General features: G+C 65.9%; 16 protein-coding genes and 1 pseudogene. 16 read left to right on the top strand and 1 reads right to left on the bottom strand.

The features are described from left to right. Positions 1-2: 2 nt before the first annotated feature. The 15 genes and pseudogenes from rsmH to lpxC all read left to right on the top strand — a co-directional run bounded on the left by rsmH (position 3) and on the right by lpxC (position 17,297). A pseudogene (gene rsmH, locus AT700_RS22965) lies at positions 3-943 on the top strand (16S rRNA (cytosine(1402)-N(4))-methyltransferase RsmH). Continuing rightward, complete coding sequence (ftsL, locus tag AT700_RS22960) at positions 940-1,233, top strand: cell division protein FtsL (RefSeq protein ID WP_003094142.1); 294 nt, start codon at positions 940-942, stop codon at positions 1,231-1,233. Before rsmH ends, ftsL begins: the two are co-directional and overlap by 4 nt. Next, positions 1,230-2,969: a peptidoglycan D,D-transpeptidase FtsI gene (gene ftsI, locus AT700_RS22955; RefSeq protein WP_003094139.1), complete on the top strand. Its 1,740-nt coding sequence runs from the start codon at positions 1,230-1,232 to the stop codon at positions 2,967-2,969. Before ftsL ends, ftsI begins: the two co-directional genes overlap by 4 nt. Continuing rightward, entirely contained in the window at positions 2,969-4,432 is a 1,464-nt protein-coding gene (locus AT700_RS22950) for a UDP-N-acetylmuramoyl-L-alanyl-D-glutamate--2,6-diaminopimelate ligase (RefSeq protein WP_003094133.1), read from the top strand. Before ftsI ends, AT700_RS22950 begins: the two co-directional genes overlap by 1 nt. Beyond that, positions 4,425-5,801, top strand: coding sequence for a UDP-N-acetylmuramoyl-tripeptide--D-alanyl-D-alanine ligase (locus tag AT700_RS22945; RefSeq protein ID WP_010793806.1), 1,377 nt, complete (start codon positions 4,425-4,427; stop codon positions 5,799-5,801). Before AT700_RS22950 ends, AT700_RS22945 begins: the two co-directional genes overlap by 8 nt. Next, on the top strand, positions 5,801-6,883 hold the full coding sequence (gene mraY, locus AT700_RS22940) for a phospho-N-acetylmuramoyl-pentapeptide-transferase (protein WP_003094129.1): 1,083 nt from the start codon (positions 5,801-5,803) through the stop codon (positions 6,881-6,883). Before AT700_RS22945 ends, mraY begins: the two co-directional genes overlap by 1 nt. Positions 6,884-6,896: 13 nt before the next feature. Further along, on the top strand, positions 6,897-8,243 hold the full coding sequence (gene murD / locus AT700_RS22935; RefSeq protein WP_003103104.1) for a UDP-N-acetylmuramoyl-L-alanine--D-glutamate ligase: 1,347 nt from the start codon (positions 6,897-6,899) through the stop codon (positions 8,241-8,243). Continuing rightward, positions 8,243-9,442 carry a putative lipid II flippase FtsW gene (gene ftsW / locus AT700_RS22930; RefSeq protein ID WP_003094125.1) on the top strand — a complete coding sequence of 400 codons (1,200 nt, stop codon included), beginning with the start codon at positions 8,243-8,245 and terminating at the stop codon, positions 9,440-9,442. The genes murD and ftsW overlap by 1 nt, the downstream gene beginning before the upstream one ends. After that, positions 9,432-10,505 carry an undecaprenyldiphospho-muramoylpentapeptide beta-N-acetylglucosaminyltransferase gene (gene murG / locus AT700_RS22925; protein ID WP_003103107.1) on the top strand — a complete coding sequence of 358 codons (1,074 nt, stop codon included), beginning with the start codon at positions 9,432-9,434 and terminating at the stop codon, positions 10,503-10,505. The genes ftsW and murG overlap by 11 nt, the downstream gene beginning before the upstream one ends. Beyond that, positions 10,498-11,940 (top strand): UDP-N-acetylmuramate--L-alanine ligase, encoded by a 1,443-nt coding sequence (murC, locus tag AT700_RS22920; RefSeq protein ID WP_048521643.1) that lies wholly within the window; start codon positions 10,498-10,500, stop codon positions 11,938-11,940. Before murG ends, murC begins: the two co-directional genes overlap by 8 nt. Then, positions 11,937-12,896 (top strand): D-alanine--D-alanine ligase, encoded by a 960-nt coding sequence (locus AT700_RS22915; protein WP_048521641.1) that lies wholly within the window; start codon positions 11,937-11,939, stop codon positions 12,894-12,896. Before murC ends, AT700_RS22915 begins: the two co-directional genes overlap by 4 nt. A 3-nt stretch (positions 12,897-12,899) precedes the next feature. After that, complete coding sequence (locus tag AT700_RS22910; RefSeq protein WP_003094118.1) at positions 12,900-13,763, top strand: cell division protein FtsQ/DivIB; 864 nt, start codon at positions 12,900-12,902, stop codon at positions 13,761-13,763. Positions 13,764-13,784: 21 nt separating this feature from the next. Beyond that, positions 13,785-15,038, top strand: a complete 1,254-nt coding sequence (gene ftsA, locus AT700_RS22905) for a cell division protein FtsA (protein WP_003094115.1) — start codon at positions 13,785-13,787, stop codon at positions 15,036-15,038. 50 nt (positions 15,039-15,088) lie between these two features. Next, on the top strand, positions 15,089-16,273 hold the full coding sequence (ftsZ, locus tag AT700_RS22900; RefSeq protein WP_003094113.1) for a cell division protein FtsZ: 1,185 nt from the start codon (positions 15,089-15,091) through the stop codon (positions 16,271-16,273). Between the two features lie 112 nt (positions 16,274-16,385). Then, a complete protein-coding gene (lpxC, locus tag AT700_RS22895; protein WP_003094111.1) occupies positions 16,386-17,297 on the top strand; it encodes a UDP-3-O-acyl-N-acetylglucosamine deacetylase in 912 nt (303 codons plus the stop codon). Positions 17,298-17,357: 60 nt separating this feature from the next. On the opposite strand, the gene AT700_RS22890 is transcribed toward lpxC, so the two are convergent. Next, positions 17,358-17,753 (bottom strand): DciA family protein, encoded by a 396-nt coding sequence (locus AT700_RS22890; protein ID WP_235438630.1) that lies wholly within the window; start codon positions 17,751-17,753, stop codon positions 17,358-17,360. A 146-nt stretch (positions 17,754-17,899) separates the two neighbouring features. Here AT700_RS22890 and AT700_RS22885 point away from each other — a divergent pair, with 146 nt between their 5' ends. Beyond that, positions 17,900-18,823 carry a M23 family metallopeptidase gene (locus tag AT700_RS22885; protein WP_003094103.1) on the top strand — a complete coding sequence of 308 codons (924 nt, stop codon included), beginning with the start codon at positions 17,900-17,902 and terminating at the stop codon, positions 18,821-18,823. The last annotated feature ends 73 nt before the right edge of the window (positions 18,824-18,896 follow it).

Below are 18,896 nucleotides of genomic sequence, written 5' to 3'. Positions count from 1 at the left end.
CTATGAATGCCACCTACCGCCATATCACCGTTCTGCTCGAGGAGGCCGTTTCCGCACTGGCCCCGCGGGAGGACGGCTGCTATCTGGACGGTACCTTCGGAAGAGGGGGCCATAGTCGAGCCTTGCTCGAGAAACTGGGCGCCGGGGACGCCTGCTCGGATTCGACAAAGATCCCCAGGCCATCCAGACAGGAAAAGCATTGGCGGCCGAAGACGGCCGCTTCGTCATTGTGCAGCGCTCGTTCGCCGAACTGGGCGATGAGGTGCGCGCACGCGGTCTCGAAGGGCGGGTCGATGGCGTCCTGCTCGACCTTGGCGTGTCGTCGCCGCAACTCGACGATCCCGAGCGCGGCTTCAGCTTCCTCAACGATGGTCCGCTGGACATGCGCATGAATCCCGGCCAGGGCATCAGCGCAGCGGAGTTCATCGCCAACGCCACCGAAGAGGAAATCGCCCGGGTCTTCAAGGAATATGGCGAAGAACGCTTCGCCAAGCGGATGGCCCGCGCCATCGTGCAGCGCCGTCAGGAGCGGCCGTTCGAACGAACTGCCGATCTCGCCGAAGTGATCACGGTTGCCAACCCCGCCTGGGAGAAGGGCAAGAATCCGGCGACCCGCGCATTCCAGGGCCTGCGCATCCATGTGAACAATGAGCTGGGCGATCTCGAGCGTGGCCTTGACGCCGCGCTCGAATCGCTGGCCGTCGGCGGCCGGCTGGTGGTGATCAGTTTCCATTCCCTGGAAGACCGCATCGTCAAGCTGTTCATGCGCAAGCACGCCAAGGGCGAGGCGGACAACCTGCCGCGCGACCTGCCGATCCGTTCCAAGGTCTTCGAGCCGCGCCTGAAGCTGCTGGGCAAGCCGCAGTACGCTTCGGAAGAAGAACTCAAGGCCAACCCGCGCTCGCGCAGCGCGGTCATGCGCGTGGCGGAGAAGCTGAGATGAGCCGTCTCTTCGTCAAGCGCCTGCCTACCGGCAGCTTCCTCATGTTGCTGCTTTATATAGGTCTGCTGCTCTCGGCGATTGCCGTGGCCTACAGCACCTACTGGAACCGGCAACTGCTCAACTCGCTGTATTCCGAGCTGAGCGTGCGCGACAAGGCGCAGGCCGAGTGGGGCCGGTTGATTCTCGAGCAGAGCACCTGGACCGCCCATAGCCGCATCGAAAGCCTGGCGGTGGAACAGTTGCGCATGCGCGTTCCCGACCCGGCCGAGGTCAGGATGGTGGCGCCATGAAACTGAATTATTTCCAGGGCGCCCTCTACCCATGGCGGTTCTGCGTGATCGTCGGCCTGCTGCTGGCGATGGTCGGCGCCATCGTCTGGCGAATCGTCGACCTGCACGTGATCGACCATGACTTCCTCAAGGGCCAGGGCGACGCGCGTAGCGTGCGGCATATCGCCATCCCTGCGCACCGGGGCCTGATCACTGACCGCAACGGCGAACCGCTGGCGGTGAGCACCCCGGTCACCACCCTGTGGGCCAACCCCAAGGAGCTGATGACCGCCAAGGAACGCTGGCCGCAACTGGCGGCGGCGCTCGGGCAGGATACCAAGCTGTTCGCCGACCGCATCGAGCAGAACGCCGAGCGCGAGTTCATCTATCTGGTCCGTGGGCTGACCCCGGAGCAGGGCGAAGGCGTGATCGCCCTGAAGGTGCCCGGCGTGTACTCCATCGAGGAGTTTCGGCGTTTCTACCCGGCTGGCGAAGTGGTGGCCCATGCGGTCGGCTTTACCGATGTCGACGACCGCGGTCGCGAAGGTATCGAGCTGGCTTTCGACGAATGGCTGGCCGGCGTGCCGGGCAAGCGCCAGGTGCTCAAGGATCGCCGTGGCCGCGTGATCAAGGACGTGCAGGTCACCAAGAATGCCAAACCGGGCAAGACCCTTGCGCTGTCCATCGACCTGCGCCTGCAGTACCTGGCTCATCGCGAACTGCGCAACGCTCTGCTGGAAAACGGCGCCAAGGCCGGCAGCTTGGTGATCATGGACGTGAAGACCGGGGAGATCCTGGCCATGACCAACCAGCCCACCTACAACCCGAACAATCGTCGTAACCTGCAGCCGGCGGCCATGCGCAACCGGGCGATGATCGACGTGTTCGAGCCGGGCTCGACGGTCAAGCCGTTCTCGATGAGCGCGGCGCTGGCCAGCGGGCGCTGGAAACCCAGCGATATCGTCGACGTCTACCCGGGCACCCTGCAGATCGGCCGCTACACCATTCGCGACGTATCGCGCAATTCGCGGCAACTCGATCTCACCGGCATCCTGATCAAGTCGAGCAACGTCGGCATCAGCAAGATCGCCTTCGACATCGGCGCCGAATCCATCTACTCGGTCATGCAACAGGTCGGTCTCGGGCAGGACACGGGGTTGGGCTTCCCCGGCGAGCGCGTCGGCAACCTGCCCAACCACCGCAAGTGGCCGAAGGCGGAAACCGCGACCCTGGCCTACGGCTACGGTCTCTCGGTAACCGCGATCCAGTTGGCGCATGCCTATGCGGCCCTGGCCAACGACGGCAAGAGCGTGCCGCTGAGCATGACCCGAGTCGACCGCGTGCCGGATGGCGTGCAGGTGATCTCGCCTGAAGTGGCTTCCACCGTGCAGGGCATGCTGCAACAAGTGGTCGAGGCCCAGGGCGGGGTGTTCCGCGCCCAGGTGCCGGGTTACCACGCCGCCGGCAAGAGCGGGACCGCGCGCAAGGTCTCGGTCGGCACCAAGGGCTACCGGGAAAACGCCTATCGCTCGCTGTTCGCCGGTTTCGCCCCGGCCACCGATCCGCGCATCGCGATGGTCGTGGTGATCGACGAGCCGAGCAAGGCGGGCTACTTCGGCGGCCTGGTGTCGGCGCCGGTGTTCAGCAAGGTCATGGCTGGCGCGCTGCGCCTGATGAACGTGCCGCCGGATAACCTGCCGACGGCCACCGAACAGCAGCAGGTCAATGCTGCGCCCGCAAAAGGAGGGCGTGGCTGATGCCTATGAGCCTGAACCAACTGTTTCCCCAGGCCGAGCGCGATCTGCTGATCCGCGAGCTGACCCTGGATAGCCGCGGCGTTCGTCCGGGCGACCTGTTCCTGGCGGTGCCGGGCGGGCGCCAGGATGGTCGTGCGCACATCGCCGATGCCCTGGCCAAGGGCGCGGCTGCCGTGGCTTACGAGGCGGAAGGCGCCGGAGAGTTGCCGCCCAGCGATGCGCCGCTGATCGCGGTGAAGGGGCTGGCCGCGCAACTGTCGGCGGTCGCCGGGCGTTTCTACGGCGAGCCGAGCCGCGGGCTGGACCTGATCGGCGTCACCGGCACCAACGGCAAGACCAGCGTCAGCCAACTGGTGGCCCAGGCCCTGGATCTGCTCGGCGAGCGCTGCGGCATCGTCGGCACCCTCGGCACCGGTTTCTACGGCGCCCTGGAGAGCGGCCGGCACACCACGCCGGACCCGCTCGCGGTGCAGGCCACGCTGGCCACGCTGAAGCAGGCCGGCGCCCGCGCGGTAGCGATGGAAGTGTCTTCCCACGGCCTCGACCAGGGCCGCGTGGCGGCGCTCGGTTTCGATATCGCGGTGTTCACCAATCTGTCCCGCGACCACCTCGACTATCACGGTTCGATGGAAGCTTATGCCGCCGCCAAGGCCAAGCTGTTCGCCTGGCCGGGCCTGCGCTGCCGGGTGATCAACCTGGACGACGATTTCGGCCGTCGACTGGCCGGCGAGGAGCAGGACTCGGAGCTGATCACCTACAGCCTCACCGACAGCTCGGCGTTCCTCTATTGCCGCGAAGCGCGCTTCGGCGATGCCGGCATCGAGGCGGCGCTGGTCACTCCGCACGGCGAGGGCCTGCTGCGCAGCCCGTTGCTCGGCCGCTTCAACCTGAGCAACCTGCTGGCGGCGGTCGGTGCGTTGCTTGGCCTGGGTTATCCCCTGGGCGATATCCTCCGCACCTTGCCGCAACTGCAGGGGCCGGTCGGCCGCATGCAGCGCCTGGGAGGCGGCGACAAGCCGCTGGTGGTGGTGGACTACGCGCATACTCCCGACGCCCTGGAAAAAGTCCTGGAGGCCCTGCGTCCGCACGCGGCCGCGCGCCTGCTGTGCCTGTTCGGCTGCGGTGGCGATCGCGATGCCGGCAAGCGTCCGCTGATGGCTGCGATCGCCGAACGCCTGGCGGATGGGGTGCTGGTCACCGACGACAACCCGCGCACCGAGGCCAGTGCGGCGATCATCGCCGATATCCGCAAAGGCTTCGCTGCCGCTGACAAGGTTACCTTCCTGCCGTCGCGCGGTGAGGCGATCGCCCATCTGATCGCTTCCGCTGCGGTGGATGACGTGGTGCTCCTGGCTGGCAAGGGTCACGAGGATTATCAGGAGATCGACGGCGTACGCCATCCGTTCTCCGACATCGAGCAGGCCGAGCGCGCCCTGGCCGCCTGGGAGGTGCCGCATGCTTGAGCCTCTTCGCCTCAGCCAGTTGACGGTCGCGCTGGACGCCCGCCTGATCGGCGAGGACGCCGTCTTTTCGGCGGTTTCCACCGACAGTCGCGCCATCGGGCCCGGCCAACTGTTCATTGCCCTGAGTGGGCCGCGTTTCGACGGCCACGACTATCTCGCCGAGGTTGCCGCCAAGGGCGCGGTGGCTGTGCTGGTGGAGCGCGAAGTCGCCGACGCGCCCCTGCCGCAATTGCTGGTGCGCGATACCCGTGCGGCCCTGGGGCGACTGGGCGCGCTGAACCGGCGCAAGTTCACCGGCCCGCTGGCGGCCATGACGGGCTCCAGCGGCAAGACCACGGTCAAGGAGATGCTCGCCAGCATCCTGCGTACCCAGGCCGGCGATGCCGAGTCGGTGCTGGCTACCCGTGGCAATCTGAACAACGACCTCGGCGTACCGCTGACCCTGCTGCAACTGGCGCCGCAGCACCGTAGCGCAGTGATCGAACTGGGCGCCTCGCGCATCGGCGAGATCGCCTACACGGTTGAGCTGACCCGCCCGCACGTGGCGATCATCACCAATGCCGGAACCGCCCATGTCGGCGAGTTCGGCGGACCGGAGAAGATCGTCGAGGCGAAGGGCGAGATACTCGAAGGGCTGGCCGCCGACGGCACCGCCGTGCTGAACCTGGACGACAAGGCCTTCGACACCTGGAAGGCCCGTGCCAGCGGCCGTCCGTTGCTGACTTTCTCCCTCGACCGGCCCCAGGCCGATTTCCGCGCCGCCGATCTGCAGCGCGATGCGCGTGGCTGCATGGGCTTCAGGCTGCAGGGCGTAGCGGGTGAAGCGCAGGTCCAGCTCAACCTGCTGGGGCGGCACAATGTCGCCAATGCCCTGGCTGCCGCCGCTGCCGCCCATGCACTGGGCGTGCCGCTGGATGGGATCGTCGCCGGGCTGCAGGCGCTGCAGCCGGTCAAGGGCCGCGCGGTAGCGCAACTGACCGCCAGCGGGCTGCGTGTGATAGACGACAGCTACAACGCCAACCCCGCGTCAATGCTGGCGGCGATTGATATACTGAGCGGCTTTTCCGGGCGCACCGTCCTGGTCCTCGGAGACATGGGCGAACTCGGTTCCTGGGCCGAGCAGGCCCACCGCGAGGTGGGCGCCTACGCCGCTGGCAAGGTGTCCGCGCTCTATGCGGTCGGACCGCTGATGGCCCACGCCGTACAGGCGTTCGGCGCCACGGGCCGGCACTTCGCCGACCAGGCCAGCCTGATCGGGGCGCTGGCCACCGAACAACCGACAACCACCATTTTGATCAAGGGTTCCCGCAGTGCGGCGATGGACAAAGTCGTCGCGGCGCTGTGCGGTTCCTCCGAGGAGAGTCACTAATGCTCCTGCTGCTGGCCGAATACCTGCAACAGTTCTACAAGGGCTTCGGCGTCTTCCAGTACCTGACCCTGCGCGGCATTCTCAGCGTGCTCACCGCGCTGTCGCTGTCGCTGTGGCTGGGGCCCTGGATGATCCGTACCTTGCAGATCCGCCAGATCGGCCAGGCCGTGCGCAACGACGGTCCGCAGTCGCACCTGTCGAAGAAGGGCACCCCGACCATGGGCGGCGCCCTGATCCTTACCGCCATAGCCATCAGCACGCTGCTGTGGGCGGATCTTTCCAACCGCTACGTGTGGGTAGTGCTGGTCGTTACCCTGCTGTTCGGTGCCATCGGCTGGGTGGACGACTACCGCAAGGTGATCGAGAAGAACTCCCGTGGCCTGCCGAGCCGCTGGAAGTACTTCTGGCAGTCGGTGTTCGGCATCGGCGCCGCCGTGTTCCTCTACATGACTGCCGAAACCCCGATCGAGACCACCCTGATCGTGCCGATGCTGAAGAGCGTCGAGATCCAGTTGGGCATCTTCTTCGTGGTCCTGACTTACTTCGTCATCGTCGGTTCGAGCAATGCAGTGAACCTCACCGACGGTCTCGACGGCCTGGCGATCATGCCGACGGTAATGGTTGCCGGCGCGCTGGGCATCTTCTGCTACCTGTCGGGCAACGTGAAGTTCGCCGAGTACCTGTTGATTCCCAACGTACCGGGCGCCGGCGAGCTGATCGTGTTCTGCGCCGCGCTGGTCGGCGCCGGCCTCGGCTTCCTCTGGTTCAACACCTATCCGGCGCAGGTCTTCATGGGCGACGTCGGCGCGTTGGCGCTGGGCGCCGCGCTGGGCACCATCGCGGTGATCGTGCGCCAGGAAATCGTGCTGTTCATCATGGGTGGGGTGTTCGTCATGGAAACCCTCTCGGTGATGATCCAGGTCGCTTCCTTCAAGCTGACCGGACGCCGCGTCTTCCGCATGGCGCCGATCCATCACCATTTCGAACTGAAAGGCTGGCCGGAGCCGCGCGTGATCGTGCGCTTCTGGATCATCACCGTGATCCTGGTGCTGATCGGCCTCGCCACCTTGAAGCTGCGTTGAGGACGAAGAGAGCATGAGCCTGATCGCCTCCGACCACTTCCGCATCGTTGTCGGCCTCGGCAAGAGCGGCATGTCCCTGGTGCGCTACCTGGCGCGCCGCGGCTTGCCTTTCGCCGTGGTCGATACCCGAGAGAACCCGCCGGAGCTGGCCACCCTGCGTGCCCAGTATCCGCAGGTGGAAGTGCGTTGCGGCGAACTCGACGCCGAGTTCCTCTGCTCCGCCCGCGAACTCTACGTCAGCCCCGGCTTGTCGCTGCGCACCCCCGCGCTGGTACAGGCCGCCGCGAAAGGCGTGCGCATCTCCGGTGACATCGATCTCTTCGCCCGCGAGGCGAAGGCCCCGATCGTCGCCATCACCGGTTCCAACGCGAAGAGCACCGTGACCACCCTGGTGGGCGAAATGGCGGTGGCCGCGGACAAGCGTGTCGCCGTCGGCGGCAACCTCGGCACCCCGGCGCTCGACCTGCTGGCCGACGACATCGAGCTGTACGTGTTGGAGCTGTCGAGCTTCCAGCTGGAAACCTGCGATCGCCTCAACGCCGAGGTGGCGACCGTGCTGAACGTCAGCGAAGACCATATGGATCGCTACGACGGCATGGCTGACTACCACCTGGCCAAGCACCGGATCTTCCGCGGTGCCCGCCAGGTCGTGGTGAATCGCGCCGATGCCCTGACCCGACCGCTGATCGCCGATACCGTGCCGTGCTGGTCGTTCGGCCTGAACAAGCCGGACTTCAAGGCTTTCGGCCTGATCGAGGAAGACGGCCAGAAGTGGCTGGCGTTCCAGTTCGACAAGCTGCTGCCGGTTGGCGAACTGAAGATCCGTGGCGCCCACAACTATTCCAACGCGCTCGCCGCGCTGGCGCTGGGCCATGCGGTCGGCCTGCCGTTCGACGCCATGCTCGGCGCGCTGAAGGCGTTTTCCGGCCTGGCTCATCGCTGCCAGTGGGTACGCGAGCGGCAGGGCGTGAGCTACTACGACGATTCCAAGGCCACCAACGTCGGCGCCGCCCTGGCGGCGATCGAGGGGCTGGGTGCCGACATCGACGGCAAGCTGGTGCTGCTCGCCGGCGGAGACGGCAAGGGCGCCGATTTCCATGACCTGCGCGAGCCGGTCGCGCGCTTCTGCCGGGCGGTGGTACTGCTTGGCCGTGACGCCGGGCTGATTGCCCAGGCACTGGGCAACGCGGTACCGCTGGTGCGCGTCGCAACGCTGGACGAAGCAGTCCGGCAGGCCGCCGAGCTGGCCCGCGAAGGCGATGCGGTGCTGTTGTCGCCGGCCTGCGCGAGCCTGGACATGTTCAAGAACTTCGAAGAACGCGGACGCCTGTTCGCCAAAGCCGTAGAGGAGCTAGCGTGATGCTGTCGGTGTTGCGCCCCTTCCCGTCGCCGCTGTTGAGCCGGCACGGCATCGACCTGGACTTCCCGCTGCTGGCGGGTTGCCTGGCGCTGCTCGGCCTCGGCCTGGTGATGGTGACTTCCGCCTCTTCCGAGGTGGCGGCGGCGCAGTCGGGCAACCCGCTGTACTTCTCCGTCCGTCACCTGATCTACCTGGTGATCGGCCTGATTTCCTGCGGCCTGACCATGATGGTCCCGATGGCCACCTGGCAGCGCTGGGGCTGGAAGCTGTTGCTGGTCGCCTTCGGCCTGCTGGTGCTGGTGATCACCCCCGGTATCGGCCGCGAGGTGAACGGCTCGATGCGCTGGATCGGCTTCGGCCTGTTCAACATCCAGCCTTCGGAGATCGCCAAGGTCTGCGTGGTGATCTTCATGGCCGGCTACCTGATCCGCCGCCAGCAGGAGGTCCGGGAAAGCTGGATGGGCTTCTTCAAGCCCTTCGTGGTGTTGCTGCCGATGGCCGGCCTGCTGCTGCGCGAGCCGGACTTCGGCGCCACCGTGGTAATGATGGGCGCTGCCGCGGCCATGCTGTTCCTCGGCGGGGTGGGGCTGTTCCGCTTCGGCCTGATGGTGCTGCTGGCGGTCGGCGCGGTGGTCCTGCTGATCCAGACCCAGCCCTACCGGATGGCACGCCTGACCAACTTCACCGACCCCTGGGCCGACCAGTTCGGCGCCGGCTATCAGTTGAGCCAGGCGCTGATCGCCTTCGGCCGCGGCGGCTGGTTGGGGATGGGACTGGGCAACAGCATCCAGAAGCAGTTCTACCTGCCGGAGGCGCACACCGACTTCGTCTTCGCCGTGCTTGCAGAGGAGCTGGGCATCGTCGGCGCCCTGGCGACCGTCGCCCTGTTCGTGTTCGTCAGCCTGCGCGCGCTGTACATCGGCATCTGGGCCGAGCAGGCCAAGCAGTTCTTCTCCGCCTACGTGGCCTACGGCCTGGCCTTCCTCTGGATCGGCCAGTTCCTGATCAACATCGGGGTGAACGTCGGCCTGCTGCCGACCAAGGGCCTGACCCTGCCGTTCCTCAGCTACGGCGGCAGTTCGCTGGTGATCTGCTGTGCCTGTCTGGGGATGTTGCTGCGCATCGAATGGGAACGGCGAACCCACCTGGGTAGCGAGGAATATGAGTTCAACGAAGAGGACTTTGCCGATGAAAGGTAATGTCCTGATCATGGCGGGTGGCACCGGCGGACACGTGTTCCCGGCGCTCGCCTGTGCGCGGGAGTTCCAGGCGCGCGGCTATGCCGTGCACTGGCTGGGGACGCCGCGCGGCATCGAGAATGACCTGGTACCCAAGGCCGGCCTGCCGTTGCACCTGATTCAGGTCAGCGGGCTGCGCGGCAAGGGCCTGAAGTCGCTGGTCAAGGCGCCGCTGGAACTGCTCAAGTCGCTGTTCCAGGCGCTGCGGGTGATCCGCCAGCTGAGGCCGGTCTGCGTGCTCGGCCTGGGTGGCTATGTCACCGGCCCGGGCGGCCTGGCTGCGCGCCTCAACGGCGTGCCGCTGGTGATCCACGAGCAGAACGCCGTGGCCGGCACCGCCAACCGCAGCCTGGCGCCGATCGCCAGGCGCGTCTGCGAGGCATTCCCGGATACCTTCCCGGCCAGTGACAAGCGTCTGACCACCGGCAATCCGGTGCGCGGCGAGCTGTTCCTCGACGCGCACGCCCGCGCGCCGCTGACCGGCCGTCGGGTCAATCTGCTGGTGCTCGGCGGCAGCCTTGGCGCGGAACCGCTGAACAAGCTGTTGCCAGAGGCCCTGGCGCAGGTGCCGCTGGAAATCCGTCCGGCAATCCGCCATCAGGCCGGTCGTCAGCATGCCGAGATTACCGCCGAGCGTTATCGCACAGTGGCGGTCGAAGCGGACGTCGCGCCCTTCATCAGCGACATGGCCGCGGCCTATGCCTGGGCCGACCTGGTGATCTGTCGCGCCGGCGCGCTGACCGTCAGCGAGCTGACGGCGGCGGGATTGCCCGCCTTCCTGGTGCCGTTGCCTCACGCGATCGACGATCACCAGACCCGCAATGCCGAATTCCTGGTACGCAGCGGCGCCGGCCGCCTGCTGCCGCAAAAGTCTACCGGCGCGGCCGAACTGGCCGCGCAGCTGTCCGAGGTCCTGATGCATCCCGAAACCCTGCGCTCCATGGCAGACCAGGCACGCAGCCTGGCGAAACCCGAGGCTACCCGGACGGTGGTCGATGCCTGCCTGGAGGTGGCCCGTGGTTAAAGAACCGAATGGCGTCACCCGGACCATGCGCCGTATCCGCCGCATCCATTTCGTCGGCATCGGCGGCGCCGGTATGTGCGGGATCGCCGAAGTGCTGCTGAACCTCGGCTACGAGGTATCCGGCTCGGACCTCAAGGCCTCGGCGGTGACCGAGCGCCTGGAGAAGTTCGGCGCGCAGATCTTCATCGGCCACCAGGCGGAAAACGCCGACGGCGCCGACGTGCTGGTGGTGTCCAGTGCCATCAACCGGGCCAACCCGGAAGTGGCATCGGCCCTGGAACGGCGGATTCCGGTGGTGCCGCGTGCGGAGATGCTCGCCGAGCTGATGCGCTACCGGCACGGCATCGCGGTAGCCGGCACCCACGGCAAGACCACCACTACCAGCCTGATCGCCTCGGTGTTCGCCGCCGGCGGCCTGGACCCGACCTTCGTCATCGGCGGCCGGCTGAACGCCGCCGGGACCAACGCCCAGCTTGGCGCCAGCCGCTACCTGGTGGCCGAGGCCGACGAGAGCGACGCCAGCTTCCTGCACCTGCAACCGATGGTCGCGGTGGTCACCAATATCGACGCCGACCACATGGCGACCTACGGCGGCGACTTCAACAAGCTGAAGAAGACCTTCGTCGAGTTCCTCCACAACCTGCCGTTCTACGGACTGGCGGTGATGTGCGTGGATGATCCGGTTGTGCGTGAGATCCTCCCGCAGATCGCCCGTCCGACCGTGACCTACGGCCTCAGCGAAGACGCCGACGTGCGCGCGATCAACATCCGCCAGGAAGGCATGCGCACCTGGTTCACCGTGTTGCGCCCGGAGCGCGAGCCGCTGGACGTCTCGGTGAACATGCCCGGCCTGCACAACGTGCTGAATTCCCTGGCGACCATCGTCATCGCTACCGACGAGGGCATCTCCGACGAAGCCATCGTCCAGGGGCTGTCCGGCTTCCAGGGCGTAGGCCGGCGCTTCCAGGTCTACGGCGAGCTGCAGGTCGAGGGTGGCAGCGTGATGCTGGTGGACGACTACGGCCACCATCCGCGCGAAGTCGCCGCGGTGATCAAGGCGATCCGTGGCGGTTGGCCGGAGCGTCGCCTGGTGATGGTCTACCAGCCGCATCGCTATACCCGTACCCGCGACCTGTACGAAGACTTCGTGCAGGTGCTGGGCGAAGCCAACGTGCTGCTGTTGATGGAGGTCTATCCGGCCGGCGAAGAGCCGATCCCGGGAGCCGACAGCCGCCAGCTGTGCCACAGCATCCGCCAGCGCGGCCAGCTCGACCCGATCTACTTCGAGCGCGACGCCGACCTGGCGCCGCTGGTCAAGCCGCTGCTGCGCGCTGGCGACATCCTGCTTTGCCAGGGCGCTGGCGATGTCGGCGGCCTGGCCCCGCAACTGATCAAGAACCCGCTGTTCGCCGGCAAGGGAGGGAGGGGCGCATGAACCTTTGCATCGATAGCCTGCTGAACGGCACCCAGGATCCCAAGGCGTTCGGCCGTGTCGCCGTGCTGTTCGGCGGCAAGAGCGCCGAGCGCGAGGTGTCGCTGAAGTCCGGCGCGATGGTCCTGCAATCCCTGCTGGCCGCCGGGGTCGATGCCTTCGGCATCGATGTCGGCGAAGACCTGCTGCAACGCCTGGTCGAGGAGAAGATCGACCGTGCCTTCATCATTCTCCACGGTCGTGGCGGCGAGGATGGCAGCATGCAGGGCCTGCTCGAGTGCGCGGGCATTCCCTACACCGGCAGCGGCGTGCTGGCCTCGGCGCTGGCGATGGACAAGCTGCGGACCAAGCGGGTCTGGCTCAGCCTCGGCCTGCCGACCCCGGACTACGCGGTGCTGGCCAGCGAGGATGACTGCCGCGAAGCGGCGCAGCGACTGGGTTTCCCGCTGATCGTCAAGCCGGCTCACGAAGGCTCGAGCATCGGCATGGCCAAGGTCGGCGGGCTAGACGAATTGATCGCGGCGTGGCGCGAAGCGGCCCGCTACGACTCGCAGGTGCTGGTCGAGCAGTGGATCAGCGGCCCGGAATTCACCGTGGCGACCTTGCGCGGGCAGGTGCTGCCGGCGATCCGCCTGGGCACGCCGCACACCTTCTACGACTACGACGCCAAGTACCTGGCCAGCGATACCCGCTACCAGGTGCCCTGCGGTCTCGACGAGGCCAAGGAACGCGAGCTGAAGGAACTCACCGCGCGCGCCTGCGACGCCCTGGGCATCCAGGGCTGGGGGCGGGCGGACGTGATGCAGGACGCCGAAGGGCGTTTCTGGCTGCTTGAAGTCAACACCGCACCAGGCATGACCGACCACAGCCTGGTGCCTATGGCCGCGCGGGCCGCCGGCCTGGATTTCCAGCAACTGGTGCTGGCGATCCTGGCCGATAGCCGCGAGGCGAGGGGATAAGCCATGAATGGCGTACTGCTCCGTCATCAGCAACCCGGTGGACTCGGCCGCGCTCCGCGCAAGCCGATGCCGCGCGGCGCCAGCCGTCTGGTGGCCAAGGAACCGCTGAGCGTGCGCCTGCCGAAAGCCGACTTCAGTTTCCTCAAGTACCTGGCCTGGCCGCTGTTGCTGGCCGTTCTCGGCTATGGCGCCTATCGCGGCGCCGAGTACATCCTGCCGTACGCCGACCGGCCGATCGCCAAGGTCAGTGTCGAGGGCGACCTCAGCTACATCAGCCAGCGCGCGGTGCAGCAGCGGATCTCCCCGTACCTGGCGGCGAGCTTCTTCACCATCGACCTGGCGGGCATGCGCGGGCAACTGGAACAGATGCCCTGGATCGCCCACGCCGAGGTGCGCCGGGTGTGGCCGGACCAGGTGGTGATCCGCCTGGACGAGCAACTGCCGATCGCGCGGTGGGGCGACGAAGCGCTGCTGAACAACCAGGGACAGGCTTTTACGCCAAAGGAACTGGCGAATTATGAACATCTGCCCCGCTTGCATGGTCCACAGCGGGCGCAACAGCAGGTGATGCAGCAATACCAGTTGCTCAGCCAGTTGCTGCGTCCCCTCGGGTTCTCCATCGCCCGCCTGGAAATGAGCGATCGCGGCGGTTGGGCGCTGACCACGGCCCAGGGCGTCGAGATCCAGATCGGGCGCGACCACGTGGTAGACAAGATTCGCCGCTTCGTAAGCATCTACGACAAGGCACTCAAAGATCAGATTTCGAACATTGCGCGGATCGACCTGCGTTACCCCAACGGCCTCGCCGTTGCGTGGCGCGAGCCGGTCACGCCCGCGACGGTGGCCACGGCCAGCGCCGTGCAGTGAGTTGAGGAGACAGTAATAACCATGGCAAGCGTGCAGAGCGGCAAGATGATCGTCGGCCTCGACATCGGTACCTCCAAGGTGGTGGCGCTGGTGGGCGAGGTGACGGCCGATGGCCAGCTGGAGGTCGTTGGCATCGGTACTCATCCGTCCCGCGGCCTGAAGAAGGGCGTGGTGGTGAACATCGAGTCCACCGTGCAGTCGATCCAGCGCGCCATCGACGAGGCCCAGCAGATGGCCGGTTGCCGTATCCACTCGGCGTTCGTCGGCATCGCCGGCAACCACATCCGCAGCCTCAATTCCCACGGCATCGTGGCGATCCGCGATCGCGAGGTGAACCCGGCGGATATCGAACGGGTACTGGATGCCGCCCAGGCGGTGGCGATCCCGGCGGACCAGCGGGTGCTGCATACCCTGGCCCAGGATTACGTGATCGATAACCAGGAAGGCGTGCGCGAGCCGCTGGGCATGTCCGGGGTGCGCCTGGAAGCCAAGGTGCACGTGGTGACCTGCGCGGTGAATGCCTCGCAGAACATCGAGAAGTGCGTGCGCCGCTGCGGCCTCGAGGTCGACGACATCATCCTCGAGCAGTTGGCCTCGGCCTATTCGGTGCTGACCGAGGACGAGAAGGAACTGGGCGTGTGCCTGGTGGATATCGGCGGCGGCACCACCGATATCGCGATCTTCACCGAAGGCGCGATCCGCCATACCGCGGTGATCCCGATCGCCGGCGACCAGGTCACCAATGACATCGCCATGGCCCTGCGGACGCCGACCCAGTACGCGGAAGAGATCAAGATCCGCTACGCCTGCGCCCTGGCCAAGCTGGCCGGTGCCGGCGAGACCATCAAGGTGCCCAGCGTCGGCGACCGGCCGCCGCGCGAACTGTCGCGCCAGGCCCTGGCCGAAGTGGTCGAGCCTCGTTACGACGAGCTGTTCACCCTGGTCCAGGCCGAGCTGCGCCGCAGCGGCTACGAGGACCTGATCCCGGCAGGGATCGTCCTCACCGGCGGCACCTCGAAGATGGAAGGCGCGGTCGAGCTGGCCGAGGAAATCTTCCACATGCCGGTACGCCTCGGCGTGCCGTATAGCGTGAAGGGCCTCACCGACGTGGTGCGCAACCCGATCTATTCGACGGGCGTCGGCCTGCTGATGTACGGACTGCAGAAGCAGTCCGATGGCATGTCGATGTCTGTGTCAGGCAGCAGCTACAGCAGCGACGAACCCAAGGCACCTGTCCTGGAGCGGCTCAAACGCTGGGTCCAGGGCAATTTCTGATTCAACGCGGTAACAGTAGGCGACAAAACTAGAAAGGAAGGAGAGGGGAAATGTTTGAACTGGTCGATAACATCGCACAAACCGCCGTCATAAAAGTGATCGGTGTAGGTGGTGGTGGCGGCAACGCCGTCAATCACATGGCCAAGAACAACGTCGAGGGCGTCGAGTTCATCTGCGCCAACACCGACGCACAAGCGCTGAAGAACATCGCGGCGCGCACCGTTCTGCAACTCGGCCCGGGCGTCACCAAGGGGCTGGGTGCCGGCGCCAATCCGGAAGTTGGTCGTCAGGCGGCTCTGGAAGATCGCGAGCGCATTTCCGAAGTGCTGGAAGGCGCCGACATGGTCTTCATCACCACCGGCATGGGTGGCGGCACCGGTACCGGCGCCGCGCCGATCATCGCCGAAGTGGCGAAGGAAATGGGCATCCTCACCGTCGCGGTGGTGACCCGCCCGTTCCCGTTCGAAGGTCGCAAGCGCATGCAGATCGCCGACGAGGGCATCCGTGCGCTGGCCGAGAGCGTCGATTCGCTGATCACCATCCCGAACGAGAAGCTGCTGACCATCCTCGGCAAGGACGCCAGCCTGCTGGCCGCCTTCGCCAAGGCCGATGACGTGCTGGCCGGTGCCGTGCGCGGTATCTCCGACATCATCAAGCGTCCGGGCATGATCAACGTCGACTTCGCCGACGTGAAGACCGTCATGAGCGAAATGGGCATGGCGATGATGGGTACCGGCTGCGCCAGCGGTCCGAACCGTGCCCGCGAGGCCACCGAGGCGGCAATCCGCAACCCGCTGCTGGAAGACGTCAACCTGCAGGGCGCGCGCGGCATCCTGGTGAACATCACCGCGGGTCCGGACCTGTCCCTGGGCGAGTACTCCGATGTCGGCAACATCATCGAACAGTTCGCTTCCGAGCACGCCACTGTGAAGGTGGGCACCGTGATCGACGCGGACATGCGCGATGAGCTGCACGTCACCGTAGTCGCCACCGGCCTGGGCGCGCGCCTGGAGAAACCGGTGAAGGTCGTCGACAACACCGTGCAGGGCAGTGCAGCCCAGGCAGCCGCTCCGGCCCAGCGCGAGCAGCAGTCGGTGAACTACCGCGACCTCGACCGTCCTACCGTGATGCGCAACCAGTCTCACGGCAGCGCGGCGACCGCGGCCAAGCTGAACCCGCAGGATGACCTGGATTACCTGGATATCCCGGCGTTCCTGCGTCGTCAGGCCGATTGAAGTAATTAATCAGGAGTAGAGATGTGATTGGTGTTCAGCAAAGGCCGGTTCTGCTATCATCGCCGGCCATTGTTGAAAACAGTTCGCAGTCAGCGCTTAAGCGGCCAAAGCCATGATCAAACAACGCACCTTGAAGAACATCATCCGGGCTACTGGCGTCGGTCTGCACTCGGGGGAAAAGGTTTACCTGACCCTGAAACCGGCGCCGGTGGACACCGGTATCGTGTTCTGCCGCACCGACCTGGATCCGGTCGTGGAAATCCCGGCCCGGGCCGAGAACGTCGGCGAAACCACCATGTCGACCACCCTGGTCAAGGGTGACGTCAAAGTGGATACGGTGGAGCACCTGCTCTCGGCCATGGCCGGCCTGGGTATCGACAACGCCTACGTCGAGCTGTCCGCTTCGGAAGTGCCGATCATGGATGGCAGCGCTGGTCCGTTCGTATTCCTGATCCAGTCCGCCGGATTGCAAGAGCAGGAAGCTGCCAAGAAGTTCATCCGCATCAAGCGCGAAGTCAGCGTGGAAGAGGGCGACAAGCGCGCCGTCTTCGTTCCGTTCGACGGCTTCAAGGTCAGCTTCGAGATCGATTTCGATCATCCGGTCTTCCGTGGTCGCACCCAGCAGGCCTCGGTCGATTTCTCCAGTACTTCCTTCGTCAAGGAGGTCAGCCGCGCCCGTACCTTCGGGTTCATGCGCGACATCGAGTACCTGCGTTCGCAGAACCTGGCACTCGGCGGTAGCGTGGAGAACGCGATCGTGGTCGACGAGAACCGCGTGCTCAACGAAGACGGCCTGCGTTACGAGGACGAGTTCGTCAAGCACAAGATCCTGGATGCCATCGGCGACCTGTATCTGCTCGGCAACAGTCTTATCGGCGAGTTCCGTGGCTTCAAGTCCGGCCATGCCCTGAACAACCAACTGCTGCGTACGTTGATCGCAGACAAGGATGCTTGGGAAGTGGTGACCTTCGAAGACGCGCGTACCGCGCCTATTTCCTATATGCGCCCGGCGGCGGCAGTGTAGGAAAACTCTCCTTTCCATATTTGGAGGCCACCTCAGGGTGGCCTCTTTTTATTTCGGGATTTATTCTTGCCGGCTTTTCTCGGCGCGGCTTGCCAACCGCTCGAGCGCTTCCCGCAGGCGTGGATTGCCGACGATCTCGGCGGATTCGCGAAGGTTTTCCGCCGCGACGGCAGACAGGGTCAAGCTGCGACGTGCCGCACGTTGTGTGGACGTGGTGGGTTGCACCTTGAAAAGGATTTTCGCTAAGTTCGCGAATTCTTCGAAAGCCTGCAGCTGCCGCTGCAGGCGCCGCTGCTGATAGCGCAGGCGTGTGGCCCAGTGGCCATTGGTGACGATCAGCAGCAGGCAACCGCCGCGCCACGAAGCCACATGGCAGTACGGGCGCGCCGCCGGTTGCAACTGGCTTTCCAGCAGTTGCTGCAGGCGGCAGATGCGCTGGGCTTCGGCGAACAGCATCTGCAGCGGCCTGGCCTGGCGCAGCAACTGGGTCGATGCCTGGGCGGGCAAGGGACGAAAAGACATGGCGGGAAGCCTGGGGGTTACTGAGTCGGAATGGTAGCAGAAAGCGTTTCGCTACTGCCGGCCCGTATGAAGGATAAGTCATGCACATCATTTTTCTGAGCCGGCACCATGGGGCCGCTCGCTCCGTCCATCTGCAGCCGCGGTTGCTGATGCTGGCCGGGGCCTGCGTGGTCGGTGCCAGCCTGTTGGCCGGGGGCTTCATGGGCGCCTGGCTGTTCCGCGCGCCGGCTCCGGTGGCCGGCATCGAAGTCGATGCCGCGCTGCAGGCGCAGAGCGCCGAGATCAGCAGCGCCCGCGAGGACGCGCAGCGGCAGATGGACGCACTGAGCGTGCATCTCGGCGAACTGCAGGCGCGCCTGGTTCGGCTGGATGCCCTCGGCGAACGTCTCACCGAGCTGGCCGACGTCGACCCCGACGAGTTCGACTTCTCCCTGAGCGTCGGCCAGGGTGGCGTCGACGAACCGCTGGAGGGCAGCGCCTATGCCCCGCCGTCGTTCATGGCGACGCTGGACGAACTGGCGGCACGCCTGGATACCCGCGAGCAGCAGCTCGAGGTGCTGGAGCAACTGCTCGCCGACAAGCACATCAGCCAGTCGACCTACCTGGCCGGCCAGCCGGTGCGCCAGGGCTACATCTCCTCGCCGTTCGGGCGCCGGGTCAATCCGGTGAGCGGCCGCCTGAGCATGCACAAGGGCATCGACTTCGCCGCGCCGGCCGGCAGCGACGTGGTGGCCGTGGCGGCGGGGGTGGTGACCTGGTCCGGGCGCAAGAACGGCTATGGCAACGTGGTCGAGGTCGGGCACGCCGATGGCTACACCACGTTGTATGCCCATAACCAGAAGAACCTGGTCGAGGTCGGTGACCTGGTCAAGCGCGGCCAGGTGCTGGCCAAGGTCGGCAGCACCGGACGCTCCACCGGCTACCACGTACATTTCGAAGTGATGAAGGATGGCCGGGTAATGAATCCGCAAAGCTTCATCGCACGCGCGTCTGTTTCCGAGTGAGCGACGCGCATTGATCTGCTGTACTTTTCTCATACCCGTTTCCGGGTAGAATGTTCCCTTTCATGCCGTTGAT

The sequence above is a fragment of the Pseudomonas aeruginosa genome, assembly GCF_001457615.1.
Taxonomy (GTDB): Bacteria; Pseudomonadota; Gammaproteobacteria; order Pseudomonadales; family Pseudomonadaceae; genus Pseudomonas; species Pseudomonas aeruginosa.
The sequence above is the reverse complement of the archived record's forward strand: the minus strand, read 5'-3'. Positions and strand labels throughout refer to the sequence as shown.